Annotated in this window: 15 protein-coding genes; 7 read left to right on the plus strand and 8 right to left on the minus strand. The window is 39.7% G+C overall.

The genetic code is table 11. The features are described 5' to 3' along the window. Positions 1-32 precede the first annotated feature (32 nt). On the minus strand, positions 33-1460 hold the full coding sequence (locus tag MHH41_RS01555; protein ID WP_003216901.1) for an alanine/glycine:cation symporter family protein: 1428 nt from the start codon (positions 1458-1460) through the stop codon (positions 33-35). 33 nt (positions 1461-1493) lie between these two features. After that, the gene (locus MHH41_RS01560) at positions 1494-2474 is read right to left on the minus strand and encodes a glutaminase (protein WP_008342152.1); all 981 of its coding nucleotides are present in this window, start codon (positions 2472-2474) and stop codon (positions 1494-1496) included. Between the two features lie 517 nt (positions 2475-2991). Here MHH41_RS01560 and MHH41_RS01565 point away from each other — a divergent pair. The 3 genes from MHH41_RS01565 (at position 2992) to MHH41_RS01575 (ending at position 6501) form a co-directional block, all read left to right on the plus strand. Next, a complete protein-coding gene (locus tag MHH41_RS01565) occupies positions 2992-4278 on the plus strand; it encodes an ATP-binding protein (RefSeq protein WP_277553275.1) in 1287 nt (428 codons plus the stop codon). A gap of 4 nt (positions 4279-4282) precedes the next feature. Further along, positions 4283-5224: a response regulator gene (locus tag MHH41_RS01570; RefSeq protein ID WP_310025879.1), complete on the plus strand. Its 942-nt coding sequence runs from the start codon at positions 4283-4285 to the stop codon at positions 5222-5224. A gap of 191 nt (positions 5225-5415) precedes the next feature. Next, positions 5416-6501, plus strand: coding sequence for an SEC-C metal-binding domain-containing protein (locus MHH41_RS01575; protein WP_340865451.1), 1086 nt, complete (start codon positions 5416-5418; stop codon positions 6499-6501). Between the two features lie 54 nt (positions 6502-6555). Here MHH41_RS01575 and MHH41_RS01580 read toward each other — a convergent pair whose 3' ends face one another. Beyond that, the gene (locus tag MHH41_RS01580) at positions 6556-7596 is read right to left on the minus strand and encodes a DUF4352 domain-containing protein (protein WP_339161105.1); all 1041 of its coding nucleotides are present in this window, start codon (positions 7594-7596) and stop codon (positions 6556-6558) included. A gap of 396 nt (positions 7597-7992) precedes the next feature. On the opposite strand from MHH41_RS01580, the gene MHH41_RS01585 reads away from it, so the two are divergent. Beyond that, positions 7993-8922 (plus strand): aldo/keto reductase, encoded by a 930-nt coding sequence (locus MHH41_RS01585; protein WP_340865452.1) that lies wholly within the window; start codon positions 7993-7995, stop codon positions 8920-8922. A 29-nt stretch (positions 8923-8951) separates the two neighbouring features. Here the strand turns inward: MHH41_RS01585 and MHH41_RS01590 are convergent, their stop codons facing one another. Then, positions 8952-9917: a sensor histidine kinase gene (locus MHH41_RS01590; RefSeq protein WP_340865453.1), complete on the minus strand. Its 966-nt coding sequence runs from the start codon at positions 9915-9917 to the stop codon at positions 8952-8954. A gap of 11 nt (positions 9918-9928) precedes the next feature. Then, positions 9929-10630, minus strand: coding sequence for a LytR/AlgR family response regulator transcription factor (locus tag MHH41_RS01595; protein WP_106032912.1), 702 nt, complete (start codon positions 10628-10630; stop codon positions 9929-9931). 160 nt (positions 10631-10790) lie between these two features. Between MHH41_RS01595 and MHH41_RS01600 the strand changes: the two genes are divergently transcribed. Continuing rightward, the gene (locus MHH41_RS01600) at positions 10791-11531 is read left to right on the plus strand and encodes an ATP-binding cassette domain-containing protein (protein WP_003217123.1); all 741 of its coding nucleotides are present in this window, start codon (positions 10791-10793) and stop codon (positions 11529-11531) included. Beyond that, positions 11531-12706, plus strand: a complete 1176-nt coding sequence (locus tag MHH41_RS01605; RefSeq protein WP_253621887.1) for an ABC transporter permease — start codon at positions 11531-11533, stop codon at positions 12704-12706. The genes MHH41_RS01600 and MHH41_RS01605 overlap by 1 nt, the downstream gene beginning before the upstream one ends. A gap of 56 nt (positions 12707-12762) precedes the next feature. On the opposite strand, the gene MHH41_RS01610 is transcribed toward MHH41_RS01605, so the two are convergent. The 3 genes from MHH41_RS01610 to MHH41_RS01620 form a co-directional block, all read right to left on the minus strand. Beyond that, on the minus strand, positions 12763-13314 hold the full coding sequence (locus MHH41_RS01610) for a hypothetical protein (RefSeq protein WP_340865457.1): 552 nt from the start codon (positions 13312-13314) through the stop codon (positions 12763-12765). Positions 13315-13330: 16 nt separating this feature from the next. Further along, on the minus strand, positions 13331-13528 hold the full coding sequence (locus tag MHH41_RS01615; RefSeq protein ID WP_310427422.1) for a hypothetical protein: 198 nt from the start codon (positions 13526-13528) through the stop codon (positions 13331-13333). 556 nt (positions 13529-14084) lie between these two features. After that, a complete protein-coding gene (locus tag MHH41_RS01620) occupies positions 14085-15143 on the minus strand; it encodes a DUF4352 domain-containing protein (protein ID WP_003217128.1) in 1059 nt (352 codons plus the stop codon). A 537-nt stretch (positions 15144-15680) separates the two neighbouring features. Between MHH41_RS01620 and MHH41_RS01625 the strand changes: the two genes are divergently transcribed. Next, on the plus strand, positions 15681-16109 hold the full coding sequence (locus tag MHH41_RS01625) for a cell wall hydrolase (RefSeq protein WP_003217242.1): 429 nt from the start codon (positions 15681-15683) through the stop codon (positions 16107-16109). Positions 16110-16140: the final 31 nt, after the last annotated feature.

Below are 16140 nucleotides of genomic sequence, written 5' to 3' on the forward strand. Positions count from 1 at the left end.
GTCAGTCCCAAGAGGACCAGAGCTTTTTTGATTTAACCGATTCGATTCTTTTTCAACGAAGCAGGTTCGTCGTCCCAGCATTCAATTTTCTCATTGTTTGGAACGACATTTTTATAGAAGACAGGATCCTTGCCTTCTTTTTTCTGTCTCGTATAATCCTTCAATGCTGCAAAGGCGACCTTTGACAGCATGGTGATGGCGATGAGGTTGACGATGACCATGAGTCCCATGAAGAGATCGGCTAGACCCCACACGAGAGGAACAGTAGCAACTGCACCGAAAAGAACCATTCCAATAACGGCAATTCGATAAATGTTAAGCCAAACTTTGTTGGCTCCAAGGAATTCAATGTTCGTTTCGCCGTAGTAATAGTTACCGATTAATGTACTAAAGGCGAATAGGAAAATCATGATAGCAAGGAATCCAGAGGCCCATGGTCCAATGTGCTGACTGAGTGAAGCCTGTGTTAATTCAATTCCTTGCAGGTTCGTTGTTTTGTATGCATCAGAGAACAGGACAAGGAAGGCTGTGCTTGTACAAATAATTAATGTATCTGTTAACACGCCAAACGCCTGAATTAATCCTTGTTTTACAGGGTGACTTGTCACAGCTGTTGCTGCTGCGTTAGGTGCACTACCCATACCAGCCTCGTTGGAGAAGAGACCGCGTTTAATCCCTTGTAATAATGCGCCGCCTAATGTTCCACCAGCAAACTGTTCAAACCCGAAGGCGTGTTTCACAATCGTACTGATGACACCAGGAAGTTCAGTGATATTTGTCACAATAACAAAGAATGCAATTCCGATATAAGCTAGAGCCAGCACAACGACAATGTATTCAGAAGCTTTTGCAATGGCTTGGATTCCCTTGAAAATAATTGCTGCAAAAATAACAGCCATCACAATACCGACTGTTAAACGGTCTAATCCAAAGGAGTTTTCAAAAGCGACAGTAATTGTATTTGATTGCACCGCATTAAAGACGATTCCAAAAGAAATTGTAATCAGAATCGCAAATAAAATTCCCATCCAGCGCTTGTTTAACCCTTTTTCCATGTAATAAGCAGGTCCACCGCGGAATCCTGTTTTATCTTTCACTTTATACACTTGGGCTAATGTACTTTCAACAAAGCTTGAGGCAGAACCGATAATGGCTACGATCCACATCCAGAAGATTGCGCCAGGTCCACCAATTGCAATGGCGATGGCAATCCCTGTGATATTCCCTGTTCCTACACGTGCCGCCATACTGATGGCAAATGCTTGGAACGGTGATATCCCTTCTTTTTCTTTTCTTCCTTCTTTCAGGACACGCACCATTTCTTTAATCATTCTCACTTGCAGGAAGCGTGTTCTATATGTGAAGTAGACACCAACTCCAAGTAACAGAGCAATGACAATATAAGTCCAAATAAAATCATTTGTATGTGTTAAATAAGATAGCAAAGCTTTTTCGTTCATAACATCACCTCTTCGAATTCATGACTGTTCATTTTAAAAAATACTGAGATCCCACTCTTTTGCGAGCTTTTTCAGCATCATGACACCGGTAATACTATTTCCGCAATCGTCAATGGCGGGACCATAAATACCGATTCCGCAGCCTGTCTGAAATGGGAATTCTCTTCTTGCGCTTGGCGGAACGCAAGCCATAATTCCTCCAGACACACCACTTTTGGCTGGAACGCCTACGAAAGCAGCAAAATTACCAGACGCATTATACATGCCGCATGTCAGCATCAATGCCTTTGTTAGTCTTGCGATATCCTTTGGAATGACTTGGACCTGTTTAAAGGGATGATAGCCATCACTTGATATAATCAGCCCAATCAAGGCGATGTCCTCTGTTGTAACCTCGATGGAACATTGCTTTAAGTACACTTCTAATGTGTCCTCGACGTCTGATTCTAAGTAATTGGTTTCTTTTAAGTAATAAGCAAGAGCACGGTTGCGGTGCGCAGTTGCCCATTCTGATTGATAAACCTCTTCATTAACAGAGGGACGCTTACCTATTAAGTTTTCGATTAAATCGAAAATATATGCTAGCTTTTCTGTAGAAGTCTTTCCGGGAAGGATGGAGGATACGGTAATAGCTCCAGCATTAATCATTGGATTAAAGGGCTTCCCTGGTTTATGCATCTCAAGACGGTAGATGGAATTAAATGCATCACCAGTTGGCTCTACATCTACCCGATCCAAGACGTATGGTACGCCTCTTCCTAAACAGGCAGCTATAAAGCTGATGACTTTTGAGATACTTTGCAGGGTAAAGGGAACGTCCCAATCACCATATCGTACAGATGATCCATCTGGGCCTATCACGCTGATACCAAGTTGAGAGGAATTCACTTTTCCGAGTGCTGGAATGTAGCCAGCATTCTGTCCATTTTTGTAATACGGACGTATTTCTTCTGCCCATTGATCAACAGAAGACTGGCATGCGTGTTGTGTATTATTAGAAATTGCTGTTTTCATACGATTCCTCCAATCAAAAATCAAAAAGTACCCTATTGAATTGGCGGATGACAAAAAATGCGACCAAATAGGCACGAAAACATGTTACACATCTTCAAAGAACTTGTCATGCGCTGCTTGTACCACTCCTTTACACCTAAATATATGTTGAAATGAAGGCTTTGGCGGCGAAAAAACAAAAAGGGTTTTTAGTGAAAATTCAGAAAACGCTTACATATAGTTTCACTAAAATTGTTCATTCAATTTATCTTGGAAACTACACAATCTGACGAAAATCTACAGAAAAACTTACAAATAAAAATCGGTTTGTCGATCATTGTCTAAACAATTCCCATTATTGTAGACAATCACCAAAATGCTGAATAGCTGAAAGGTCACCATGGCGCCTCGGTGAATAGTCATAAAAAAGGATTTTGAGGAAAGAAGGAGCCGTGAAAATTATTTTTTTGTACGTTGTGAAGAAAAGAGTCTCCTTGTATACTGTGGCTATGCAAAAAGGGGAAGGGATGTCAGTCATTTGAGTTTAAACCAGCTTGTTAAAAAAGACGCATTCATATTAATTTTTATGGTGGTTATTGTGCCGCTTGCAGGAGAACTGAAGTTTTATCCTGTGAATGAAACGTTCCGGATCAGCTTTGGGGCACCTGCGTTTTTCTTTTGTTTATTACTCTTAAGGAAATCTAGACCGTTCTTGCCCGGGTTTTTAACAGGCGCAGCCATTGTGCTTTTTCGAGTAGGTTTAGATCTGATGCAGCATCATGCTGATCTCGCTACATCATTTTATCAGCAATTCCCAAGTTTCTTTTTTTATTTTACATATGCTTTCTTGTTCTTTGCCGTCCGTACGGGACGTTTTAAACAGCGTTCTATTTTTATTGGGATCATTGGTCTCATGATTGAATTAGTGGCTGATTTTGTTGAGCTGTTTGTACAATTTTTAGTGTTTGATACGACGATGACGCTATCAAAGCTGAGTGATATGTTTCTCATTGCGTTTGCTCACAGCTTTGTCGTAATCAGCTTTTTTAATATGATGAAGCTGTATGAGGCACAATCAAGAGAGAAGCAGATCATGAAACAAAATGAGCATATGATGATGGTCATTTCAAATTTATATGAAGAAACGGTTCATTTAAAGAAAACGTTAAAACATACAGAGCATATTACGCAAGAATCATACAGGCTTTACCGTCTCTTGCATGAACACGAAGCAGGGAAGAAAGTGAGTCAGGAGCTGTTGAAGCTCGCAGGAGAAATCCATGAGGTGAAAAAGGACAATCAACGTATTTATGCTGGGCTTTCGAAGCTGATTTCTAAGGAAAATATGCAAGACTATATGAAGGCGGAAGAGCTCGTTCAAATTGTCCTTCGCATTCAAGAAAAGTATGCGCTCTCTCTAGGGAAAAACATCTCCTTTACATCTGATATAAGAGGCATTCATTTGCATGATTATCATGTGTTCATTTTCTTATCGCTCATTAATAATTTAATGGCAAATGCGGTTGAAGCCATAAAGGATGACGGAATGATCTCACTCGTATTGAAAGGAAGTCATGATAAAATAGAGATTCGGATTGAAGATGATGGCCCGGGGATTCCTGAAAAAATGAGAGAAATAGTATTTGATCCAGGCTATACTTCTAAATTTGATGCATATGGAACACCATCAACTGGGATTGGCTTATCCTATGTGAAAGAGCTGGTTAAAGAGCTTGGCGGTACAATTAAAATCGAACAAAGAGAAACAAGGGGAACGGCTTTTCAGCTACTCCTTCCTATACAAAATTTAATACAGAGAGGGTGAGTGTATGCGATTTTTCATTGCAGATGATGATCGTGCAATACGCTCGATTTTAGGTCAAATCATAGAAGATGAAGATTTGGGAGAGGTCGTGGATGAAGCCGATGACGGAGTGGGATTAGAAGCACATTCATTGAACCTAAAAAAAATAGACATCCTTCTGATAGACCTTTTAATGCCTGCTAGAGATGGCATTCAAACGATTCGTCATATTCACCCTGAATTCAAAGGTAAAATCATGATGATTTCCCAAGTAGAGGCGAAAGAGATGATGGCAGAAGCCTATGAATTAGGGATCGAATATTATATTCATAAACCTGTCAATCGAATTGAGATCGTCAGTGTGATTCGAAAAGTCATAGAGCGGATCAAACTCGAGAAATCGATTTACGATATTCAAGCTTCCCTTCGCCATGTGCTGCCGTTAGAGCCAGTGACTTCTCATAGCACAACGGGTGCTGGGTTGAAGAAAAGGACGATGAAAGAGGCGGGGGAATTTCTCTTATCCGAACTAGGAATTGTTGGAGAGAGCGGATCTAAGGATTTACTAGAGATCCTGATCTACTTATATGAAACACAGTCAGCCAATTCTCATGAGGTCAATTTCCCGCCGCTAAAGCAGCTCTTTATCAAAACAGCGGAGAGGAAGCTGGATCATGGGGCGACCGATGTAGAAGTGATGAGGGAAGTGAAAGCGGCAGAGCAGCGGATTAGACGCGCTATTCATCATTCCTTGAATCATTTTGCTTCACTAGGATTAACAGATTTCTCGAATCCTAAGTTTGAGCACTATGCGTCGAAGTTTTTTGACTTTACCGATGTCAGCCAAAGAATGAAAGAAATGCAGAAGACCTCTTCATCCGCAGGATCAACTGGCAGAGTCAATACGAAGAAGTTTGTTCAAATCTTTTATTTTGAAGCAAAACAGTTATTTGAGGGAATGAGCTGAAGAAAATCTATTGGAATGATTGGAGAAAATAAACAGAAAAAGACCGCTATTCCTATGATCTGTCGTGATCTTCAAGTATCTTTATTATTTAACTGATCATTCTGATTTTTCTTTTTTCTTGAAAATAAAACTCTCTTGTGCAATCGTTTGTTAAAATAGTGAGGTTAGACTAGAATGTCGGAGGTTTTATTTTGGGAAAAATTAAACGAAATGCGCTCTGCCCTTGCGGAAGCGGAAAAAAATATAAACATTGCTGTGGTCAAAAGTCAGGCGGAGAACAAACGTCTGAGCTTGTGTTTAAGGAAGCTGTACAAGTTCAAAAGGATTTAATGAATTACGCATTCTCTAAACATCAGAAAGCCATCAATCAATTCATTAATGAGTTTTCTTTTCTTGCAGATATGGATAAAGAAACGCAACAAATCTCAGTCTTTCATTTGAGTGTATGGGGCATCTTCTTCCGTCCATTAACGGATCAGAAAGAAACCATCTTCCAAGAATTCCTGACAAAGAAAGCGGAGGATATTACCCGTCCGAAAACAAAACAAGTGGTTCAATCATGGACAGACATGGAGCCATCTTTGCTTTTATTAAATGAAAAAACGGACGAGTCTCTTTACTTTGAGAATATGGTGACAGCTGAAAAGGTTGAAGTAGATGTAAAACCGGATCAAACAGTGCTGCCTGAAAAGGGAAGTCTCGTGCTGGGATTCCCTGTTCAATTTGAAGAAAAAGCAGAGTTTTTCATTCAATATACGATGTTTGCGAAAGAGTTTACAGATACGCTTCTTCTTCAAGTACGTCAGCTTGTTGAAGCATATGAGGCAAATGGAGGAACGCGCAGCACATTTATGAGAGAATCATTCCCTGACGTGTTGAAGTGCATGTTTGCAAAGCAAGAAGTAGAAGAATCAGAAACATCTGCTCAAACAGAAGGCGATACAGGTCTAACAGCAGATCGCATGGACTGGGCGAGTGACGTTCAACTGGAAACAGCTAAGCTGATTGAAGACGGAATGAAGGAACACGGGGACCAAAGCTTGACTGATGGCGCTTTAACTGTGTGGAAAGCCTATTGTGATCAGAAATCACCTGTGATCCGTAAAGCAGCATCATTTGCTGCGGGAATCGAATATTACATTCATTCACTTGCAAGCGATGCCCCGCTTTCTCAAGCACAAATAGCGAAAAAGTATGGCATTAGTGCGTCTACTGTATCGAGCCGTTTTAAAGATATTGAAAAAGCGGTGAAAGAAGAACAAGAGGCGACGGTATAGCATCAGAAAAGACGCGGCACCTTCATTGGGCCAGCGTCTTTTTTTAGTTCAAGATTATCTTGTTTTAATAAAACCGCTCATGTACTGTGATGTATTATAATCGTTAAGGTCAATTTTCCACTGACCATCCCCATTACGTTTCATTTTCACTTCGTATTCAGCCGGGCTGGAGACTGGGGGGAGCTTCTCGAATTCAGATGCGTACAAGTTTAAGCTTTTCTTATACAATTCTTCTTTAGAGCGGATCTTGCCGTTGTAAAACTCATCTCTTTGCTTGTCTAGCTTGTCTTTTAAGTTAGAGGCATCAATACCTGTTACTTGAGCGACAACCTTCGCCTCGTCATTAGAGATGGTTTTTACACTTGTTTCTACTTTGGTTTTATCCTTCATGGTGTCTTGAATCCGTTTGTACATCGACAGAATATCACGGTCACTTACTTCATTGCCGTACATGCCGGCGGTTCTTTTGAAGTCTTTTACGAACATATCGTGGTATTTATTCACGACATCGGATTGGTTGTCACCTGTTAAATCTGCAAATTGATCGTTCTTTTTGTCAAATACAATGATATCCGTATAAGCGGATAGCGCTTTTGCAGGGTTATCCAGCTTTTTCGCTGTATCCAGTATTTTGTTTCCATCTAGGTCGATTTCGATCGAATCACTGTTTTTCTTGATGCTGTCTTGGTACACGAACTGATATTTTTTCCCTTTGTCTACTAGGAAATAAAGAGCACCTGATTGTGATTTTCCTTTGTTCAATGAACCAAGGTCAAGACGGTCTTTACTGCCGTAAAATTTTAAATCAGATACTTTGGCATCGTCCTGATAAAGGGAGAAGTCAGAGCTATATAATGATAGAGCTTTGTCACCTTTGTTTGTAATCGTCAGGTTGATTTTTAGCACCAATTCGTTGTCTCTTAGCGTAGTTGTTGAGTCTTCTGGTAACGTATATTCGTAGCTATCGACTTTTACCTCTGCTGTTTTTGTTGATTTTTGATCAGTGTTGCTTGATTTTGCTGAGCTCTGGCAAGCTGCAGAGATGATCATCACGAACGAAATCATGAGGAGTGCACTTATTTTTTTAAGATTCACAGTTGATGCTCCTTTGCTTTTCTTTCGTCATTTCATTCCCGCTATCTGACTATGAAAAAAGAAACAGATAGGATGGTATATTCGGGTGTTACAGGGGAAAATCTCCTTATGACGATTTGCACTTTTCATTCTATCGAAATTCAATCATGATGAGGAATAGGTTTTAGTCCCTATCTTTGAAAGGAATTTACACAAAAGCCAATAATAAAAGGAAATGCGTAAGTCTAATATACCGGTTAATAAGGATTAATTTGTAGATTTATTATCGGTTTTAAATGTTTTTTACGTAAAAATCTTGAAGTGAGGGTGTTGGTGCTTCAGAGAGCAGGATACTTGAATGTTGGAAAGGATTCATGGGAAAATAAGGATGATTAAGCAGATAAGGGAGATGAGCTTTTGAAAAAGGTAACGCTTGGACGAACTAATTTACAGGTGAATCCGATAGGGCTTGGTACGAATGCGGTAGGTGGACATAATTTGTTCCCGAACCTGAGTGAAGATGCCGGACGAGAGCTTGTGGAGACAGCTCTTGATCAAGGTGTCAATTTCTTAGATTCTGCTTTTATTTATGGGCTGGGCCGTTCAGAGGAGTTGATCGGTGAGATTATTGCCAAAAGAGGCGGTAGAGAAAACCTTGTCCTTGCGACAAAGGGGGCTCATAAAGAAGTAAACGGACAAATTGAGCTGGATAACAGCCGGGACTTTTTAAGAGAGCAGGTCGAACATAGCCTGAAACGACTGCAAACAGATTATATTGATTTATACTATATGCATTTCCCGGACGGCCGGACGCCGCTGGAAGAAGTAGCAGGCACATTAAAGGAATTGAAGGATGAAGGGAAAATCAGGGCCATTGGTGCATCTAACCTTGATTTTGAACAGCTTCAAGCCTTTAATCGAGATGGCTACTTAGATGTGCTTCAGTCAGAGTATTCTTTGCTGAAACGTGAGGCAGAGAAGGATCTTCTCCCATACTGCGTCGAGCATCGTATTTCCTTTATTCCGTATTTCCCGTTGGCGTCAGGTTTGTTGACTGGTAAATTTACGAAGGATGTGACATTTGATGATATTCGAGCAAAAGATCCGCTTTTCCAAGGCGAGGCGTTCCTTCAAAACCTCGAAAAAGTAGACAAGCTGAAGGTAATTGCACAATCAAAGAACGCCGAAACGGCACACGTCGCACTCGCTTGGCTTTTAGCACAGGACGGCATCGACGCCATTATTCCAGGTGCAAAACGAGCTGAGCAAGTTCAGCAAAACCTAAAAACAAACGAAGTTCAATTAACAAAAGAGGAAATCAATCAAATTGACCACATTTTCTCTTAATCAAAAAAGGTGCTTAGCTGCACCTTTTTTTATGACATCGTGAGAGGGATTTTGATGACAAGCCGCAAATGTGGAGACCGGTAAGTGAAATCAAGAGTACCGTCTGCCTTTTCAACAAGCTGATGAATGATATACGTCCCCATTCCTTGATGATCCCCGCCTTTTGTCGAGCGGCCAAAGTTTTTAAACAAATGGTCTAACACGTGTTTTTCCATTCCTTTTGTGCTGTTCTCACAATGGATTAAGAAGAGCCCGCTCCGAATAGAGGTCGCAATCGAGATGCTGCCCTCTTTCCCGGCTTGCTTCGCTTCAATCGCTGCGTCTAGGGCATTATCAAGCAAGTTTCCAGTAAAACTAACCTGCTCCGCCTTAGAAAAGGGAAGCGATGAAAAAGGTGCTTGAAAATCTAGAGAAAGGTCAATGTCCTCTTTTTCAGCCCGTTTAAAAAAGGAATGCAGGGTTGAGGCCAAATAGGCATTTTCTCCTTTCATCCAAGGGAAATGTTTTACGTATTGCTGAATCAAATCCTTGATCTCGTGCTCGTCGTTCGACGCGGAAAAGGCATTTAAATGTCTAGCTGTTTCATGATGTTTACTGCGCAGCTCAAGCAGCAATTCATTGGTTCTTGATTCTGCGTTGATCAGCTCTTGAAGCCGCCCGTTTAATCGTCTCTCCGTCTGCATCATCTTCAATGAAAGGATATCTGTTGTCATGAGGATGATCAAAACTAAAAGAGAGCTCCATCCATTTCCTTGCGTCAGAAAAAGGGAAAGACCTGCACAGGTAAAGAGCACAAAAGCGCCCAACATCACATAACCACTCACCTGAGGCAAAAACCTTTTGAATATGAAAAATGTATAAAGACAAATCACACAAAAAGTGAGGAGCCACAGCACTCCTGATGATAGCGGCAGAATAGCTTCAGCAGCTGCATGAAACGCAAGACCTAGCCATATGAGAGCATACATGCGGAATCCAAGATAGAAAGCGTTCACGTTCGTTCTCCTTAAAAATAGTATTTCTTAAAGTATTCTAATTGCTGCTTGGTTATCATGGCTTTTTTATCTGTACCTTCAAAAGACACGATAAATGAATTTTTGGCATACGCCGAGAAGTTCTTAATGTAATGAATATTGATGATAAACGATCGGTGGGAGCGGATAAAATCTTTTTCAGCTAGATCGCCCTTTAACTCGTTTAATGTCTGATATGTTTGGATGTCCCCTGTTGTTGTGACAATGGTGGTTGACCGGCCTGTTCGCTCAACAAAAATGACATCCTTCTTTTGCAGCACATGAATATCTGACTGCTGTTTAATGAGAAGCCGTCCATGAATGCTTTTCTCCTGCTTGGTGGACATGTAGCGCTCTAAGGATTTGGCAATTCGATCGGCTTGGTAGGGCTTCATAATATAATCGTGAACATTTAAATCAAACGCATGGACCGCATATCCGCTGTTTCCTGTCACAAAGACAACATCGACATTCAGTGCATGAGAGTGAATGAGATCCGCTAATTCATAACCGGACATTCCGGGCATTTCAATGTCTGCGAACAACAGATCAATATCTCCTTTTTTGACCTTCTCGTAAGCATCCTCTGCTGACTGCGTGACAAAGACAATCTCCACAGTCTCCATTCTGCCTACAATGGCATGCAGTTTTTCTAAATCTACTCGGTAATCGTCAACGAGACCTACTTTTATCATAAAAATCACCTATGACTCATCGTATTATTTGTCTATTTTATCATTTGTTTTTTAAAATAGATCATTTCAAGACAGAAAAAGGACGTTTCGCGACATTTTTATGTCAGGGAAGCGTTATTTTTTCTATCATAGACTTAGAAAGTTGAAAGGGGCGAACCACATGATTACTCTCAGCGATTGCAGCTGCTGGTTTAAAGATAAGAAAAAAGTCGTGAAAGCGATGAAACATATGACGTTCTCCGTGAAGGAAGGGGAAGTCGTTGGCATCCTAGGAGAAAATGGTGCAGGGAAGACCACATTATTACGCGCCGTAGCCACATTATTAGAACCTACGCACGGATCAGTCACTGTCGCAGGCTTTGATACGGTGAAAGAATCTACGGAAGTGAAAAAGCGAATTGGTGTCTTGTTTGGCGGTGAGACGGGGCTTTACGATCGTTTAACGGCACGAGAAAACCTTGAATACTTTGGCAAATTGTATGGCTTAGATCAGCATGAAATCAAAGCAAGAATAGAGGATTTGGCAAAGCGTTTTGGGATGAGACAATACATGGATCGCAAGGTGAAAGGATTCTCAAGAGGAATGAAACAAAAGGTGGCGATTGCCAGAACCTTGATTCATGATCCTGACATTATTTTATTTGATGAGCCGACAACAGGCTTGGATATTACATCAAGTAATATTTTCAGAGACTTTATTCATCAGCTCAAGCAGCAAAATAAAACCATCCTTTTTTCAAGCCACATCATGGAAGAAGTCAGCCAGCTTTGTGACAGTGTCATGATGATTCATCAAGGAGAGCTTGTGTATAAAGGGACACTTCCAGAATTATATACACAGGAACAAAGTGATGACTTGAACTATATCTTTATGTCGAAGCTCGCTAGGGGGATTTCATAATGTGGAAAACCGTATTTTTAAAAGAAATGACAGATGCGCTAAGAGACCGAAAAACGCTACTCTTAACAGTGCTGATACCTCTTTTGACGATGCTTGGATTGGTGTTCTTTTATGAAAGCATGATTGCAGATCCAGGAAATGAAACCTATACGGTCGCAGTGAATGAACAGCTTCCAACTGAAATGAATCAAATGATCAAAGAGGTCAAAAACCTCACACTTGAAACATTTGATGACCCGCAGCAAGCTGTCAAAGATGGAAAGGCGAATGCTTATCTGGAAATGCCGAAAGAGGCAGACGACATGCTTCAGCATCAACAATCATTTGCGATTAAAATTCATGGGTACACAACAGATGATGATTCGGTGATAACGGTTCAAATGCTGCAATCCTTACTGGAGCAGTATCAAAACCAAGTCGTAGAAAAGCGTTTAGCCGCTGATCAAATCAATACGTCTGTTGTTCATCCATTTCAGGTGCAGGCTGTTGATGTAGAAGAGGGCGATGAAGGAGAAAATGGCATGACCTCTATGCTTTTGTCGATTCTTCTTCCAATGATTTTGGTGACCTCCGTCATCTCAGGTGCTTTGCCAGCTGCGCTTGATATTGTAGCGGGTGAAAAAGACCGAAAATCCATTGAAGCGTTGTTCCTGACACCTGCCAGCAGACTCCAAATTCTCATCGGAAAATGGCTGGCTGTCTCCATGTTCGGGATTTTAAGCGGAATTGTGGCGATCGGCATGCTGCTACTATCCACGCTGCTCTTTACAGAAAAGCTAAAACAAGCACTGAACTTTGGTGATCAAATGTGGAGCATTATCGGCGTCATGTTTGCGGCGCTCATCATCTTCTCCTTCATGGTATCGATGATTGAACTGCTACTCAGTGTCGTTTCAAGCTCAGTGAAAGAAGCGCAATCGTACATGTCCATGATCATTACATTAGGTGTGATCCCAATGTTCTTTACCATGAGAGCAGGTGCTACGCAGCTAGATACGTATTACTTTGCTGTCCCATTCCTCAATATTCATGCGCTCTGTAAGCAATTGATGTTTGGGATCATTGATCCGATGGCCGTCACTCTGACACTCGGCTCCTCAGCCCTCGCAGTCGTCATCTTGTTTGTCATCGTGAGAAGCTTGTTTATGAAAGAAAAATGGATGCTTGCAAAATAAAGAAACGCCCTCTATGATAGAGGGCGTTTTCAGGTGAATGCCGATCACCGTATTTTTCAGTTTAAGAAACCGAATTGATCCAAGTTCTCTAAATAAAATTGAAAATACTCGTCATGAATATCAACTGGATATTCTTCTAACTCATTTTCGATAAGTGCGCCTACAATTAAAGCATTTATATACCTATCAAGCTTTTCGCAACTAGCTCTTACTTGAAATTCTGAATTATATAACCCATCTTTACTTTCTAAAATGATATCAATTCTTCTACCTTCTTGTTCATCAAGCAATAAGTGATTATACTCCCATTCTTTCACTCTTTTAGGATTTAACGGATGAAGACGATTATAAAGTACTTCTTCACGGTGATCCTTTCTTTCCTCATTCGAAAACAATTGAATCAATATACTCGGATCATCAATGACAAAACATTTATATATCTTAGTATATTCAAAGTGATCATCATTTACTAAATCTAAAATCTTTGTTTTTGAAAATTCTCTAGCTTGAAATTTAGACGTTATCATTTCAACGACTTGTTCTTTAGTAAAAATCAATTGATCTTTTTTATATAAATACTGTTTATATAGCTTTTCGTAATTGTACATGATTCACCTCTATTAACTATTTAACAGGACCTCCGTAGAATGAATGAGCTTTTGGAGTTCTTTTATAGGGATGCCAGTGATAATAATAACCTTTCTTCGGCTTACCTTTGTATCTATCTACTTCTTTAAATGGTTTACCTTTTGTATTAGCTCCAGCTGCAACAACTTCTGCCTGACTAGAAGAAATAGACCAAATATCCTTTTTTGACTTCATTTAGCGATTAACTTAAAAAATGATTTAATTTCATGGTAAATTTTCTCTTTGAAGTAGTTACTAATTCTAGCACAATAACAATGATAAAAAGTTTAAAATCACCTTAAAATGAGCATATAGAACCTTTTTTTGATTATTTTATAAAAATGGAATTATTTATATTTCGAAGAGTTTTATTGAGGAATAACTTAAATCGAAAAAAAGAGTTGGTGAATGAAAATGATGGTTTACTTTTATAATGAGTTAGGAAAGAAGCTAGATTTATAATATCTTCAATAGAAATAAAGAATGAAGAGTACATTTTTTTACTTCGAGTTTACATTTCATCTTTAACACAAATAAGCAGAAAAAAAATCTTAAGTACAAAAAATAATAATCAGGATTGAATATCTCATAGGGATCAAGCTAAAGAAATGGAACACTGATTATAGAAAGAAATGTTGTCAAGGGTAAGGTAACTTGACTATATTCTGGTTTTTTATGATAGAGGGGGTTCACGTTCGCCAAACTAGATTATAAATCATAACAAAAAACCCCCGGCATCGGGGGTTTTTTATTAGTTCTTGATGAACTTTTCAACTAATGAGCTTGTTTTGTAATCGTTCAAATCAAGTTTCCATTGGTCGATGTCATTTTTCTTCATGTTGACTTCTACTGTTTCTTCAGAAGATGATGGTCCTAATTTTTTGAACTCTTCTGGGTAGATCGAGAGTAGGTATTTTTGAGCTTCATCGTAAGAAGCTGAACGGTTTTTGCTGTAGAACTCAGTCGCTTTTTCTTTTAAACGATCGACAAGCGGGCTTGCATCAATTGGTGTAAGAGTTACAGTCACAACAGCTTTATCACCACTGATCGCTTTTGTTTTTGTTGATACTTTTGATTTTTCAGCTAATGTTTCTTTCACAGCTTTTAGAAGCTTATCAAGGTTTTCGTCCTTCGCTGAGCTAGAAGAAATACCTGATGACGTGATGTAGCCTTGTTTGAATGATTTATCAAATTGGTTGACTACAGTTGATTTGTTATCACCTGTTAGTTTTTCGAACTCGTCGTTATTCTTACCGAAAATCATCACATCAATATAAGAAGAAAGAGCTTTTGCAGATGCTTGAAGTGTATCTGCTTTTTTCATTAAGTCTTTACCTTTAATATCGAATTCTAGTGTTTTGTCATCTTTTTTAGAACCACTACCTGGCTCATTGTACACAAGCTGATAGTCTTTGTCTTTATCAACAACAAAGAAAAGACCGCCTTTTGATACTTTGTCTGCATTTAGAGAGCTTGAAGATAATACTTCATTGTAGTCATCTGGAGAGATCGTAGACACCTGTGAGTCATCTTGGTAAAGCGTAAAGTTGCTTTTATCAACATTTAGAGGCTCTTTGCTGATATTTTTTACAGATACGTTCACTTTTAGTACATACTGATCATCCTGTACAGATGTATCGTATTGAGGTGGTAATGTGTACTCAGCACTTTCTACCTTTACCTCTGCTGCATCAAGAGATTTTGTATCTTTTTCCTTTGCAGCTGACTTTTCTTTTCCACCACTACAAGCAGCAGCGACAACAGTGACACATAAGATCAGAAGAAACAGGGATAATTTCTTTTTAAACATGACGTGTTTTCCTCCTCGGGTTTATGATGAATTTTATTGAAAAGCTTTAGTTCATATCATTCTTTTTGCACAAAAAGAAAAATACTGTATGTTTTTTACTGTAGAATGAAGCGGAAGTACTGTCAATACTTCAGTGCGTTTCTAAGGTCGCACAGCTTCAAGTAGTAAAAATGACACTAAGTTGAAAGGAGAAACTTGTAAAATATGATTTGATGTCTCCTGTAAAAACTCAATATTTTATATTTTAAGGTTTTGAGTCGGATTGTTGAATAGGTTCAAATGACTGTTTTTGATGCTGGTGTCGCAATTAGAAGGATTTTTATGACTTGTAAGTGAGTCTATAGTAATGAATATTTTTTCCTGTAATGTGCATGATCACTAGGTTTGTGTGTTGTTGGCAGAGAGACACATGTCCAGCAAAATGTTGAGGTGTTTAGACAGGCTCTCGACACGGAATGTGTCTTTTCCCTTCAAAATGGCAGTCATCTACACAGAAACCCTACATAAAATAAAAGAGAAACGAATGGAGGTGGATGTATGGCAGTGGTAAGAGCGACAAGCTCTGATATTGACCTCATGGCCAGACTGCTGAGAGCGGAGGCAGAAGGTGAAGGGAAGCAAGGGATGCTGCTTGTAGGAAATGTGGGCATCAACCGGTTGCGTGCCAACTGCTCTGACTTTAAAGGGCTGCGTACGATTCCACAAATGATTTATCAGGAGCATGCATTTGAAGCAGTCACGCATGGTTATTTTTATCAACGAGCACGAGAAACAGAAAAAACACTTGCACGGAGGAATATTAACGGAGAACGATTTTGGCCAGCAAAATTCAGCCTTTGGTATTTTAAGCCGCCTGGTAATTGTCCACCGACATGGTACAATCAGCCGTTTGTGGCAAGGTATAAGTCTCATTGCTTTTATCAGCCAACCGCTGAAACTTGTGAAAATGTCTATAACACCTTTTAGCTTGATGAACAGCACAATCCTCTTAGTCAAC

Origin of the sequence: Bacillus sp. FSL K6-1145, assembly GCF_038003425.1 — a bacterium.
Classification (GTDB): domain Bacteria; phylum Bacillota; class Bacilli; order Bacillales; family Bacillaceae; genus Bacillus; species Bacillus pumilus.

Excerpts from the sequence above, each read along its gene's own strand:
- MHH41_RS01555 (WP_003216901.1), bottom strand. The coding sequence starts at position 1,460 with ATGAACGAAAAAGCTTTGCTATCTTATTTAACACATACAAATGATTTT.
- MHH41_RS01560 (WP_008342152.1), bottom strand. The coding sequence starts at position 2,474 with ATGAAAACAGCAATTTCTAATAATACACAACACGCATGCCAGTCTTCT.
- MHH41_RS01570 (WP_310025879.1), top strand. The coding sequence starts at position 4,283 with ATGCGATTTTTCATTGCAGATGATGATCGTGCAATACGCTCGATTTTA.
- MHH41_RS01595 (WP_106032912.1), bottom strand. The coding sequence starts at position 10,630 with ATGATAAAAGTAGGTCTCGTTGACGATTACCGAGTAGATTTAGAAAAA.
- MHH41_RS01600 (WP_003217123.1), top strand. The coding sequence starts at position 10,791 with ATGATTACTCTCAGCGATTGCAGCTGCTGGTTTAAAGATAAGAAAAAA.
- MHH41_RS01605 (WP_253621887.1), top strand. The coding sequence starts at position 11,531 with ATGTGGAAAACCGTATTTTTAAAAGAAATGACAGATGCGCTAAGAGAC.
- MHH41_RS01610 (WP_340865457.1), bottom strand. The coding sequence starts at position 13,314 with ATGTACAATTACGAAAAGCTATATAAACAGTATTTATATAAAAAAGAT.
- MHH41_RS01615 (WP_310427422.1), bottom strand. The coding sequence starts at position 13,528 with ATGAAGTCAAAAAAGGATATTTGGTCTATTTCTTCTAGTCAGGCAGAA.
- MHH41_RS01620 (WP_003217128.1), bottom strand. The coding sequence starts at position 15,143 with ATGTTTAAAAAGAAATTATCCCTGTTTCTTCTGATCTTATGTGTCACT.
- MHH41_RS01625 (WP_003217242.1), top strand. The coding sequence starts at position 15,681 with ATGGCAGTGGTAAGAGCGACAAGCTCTGATATTGACCTCATGGCCAGA.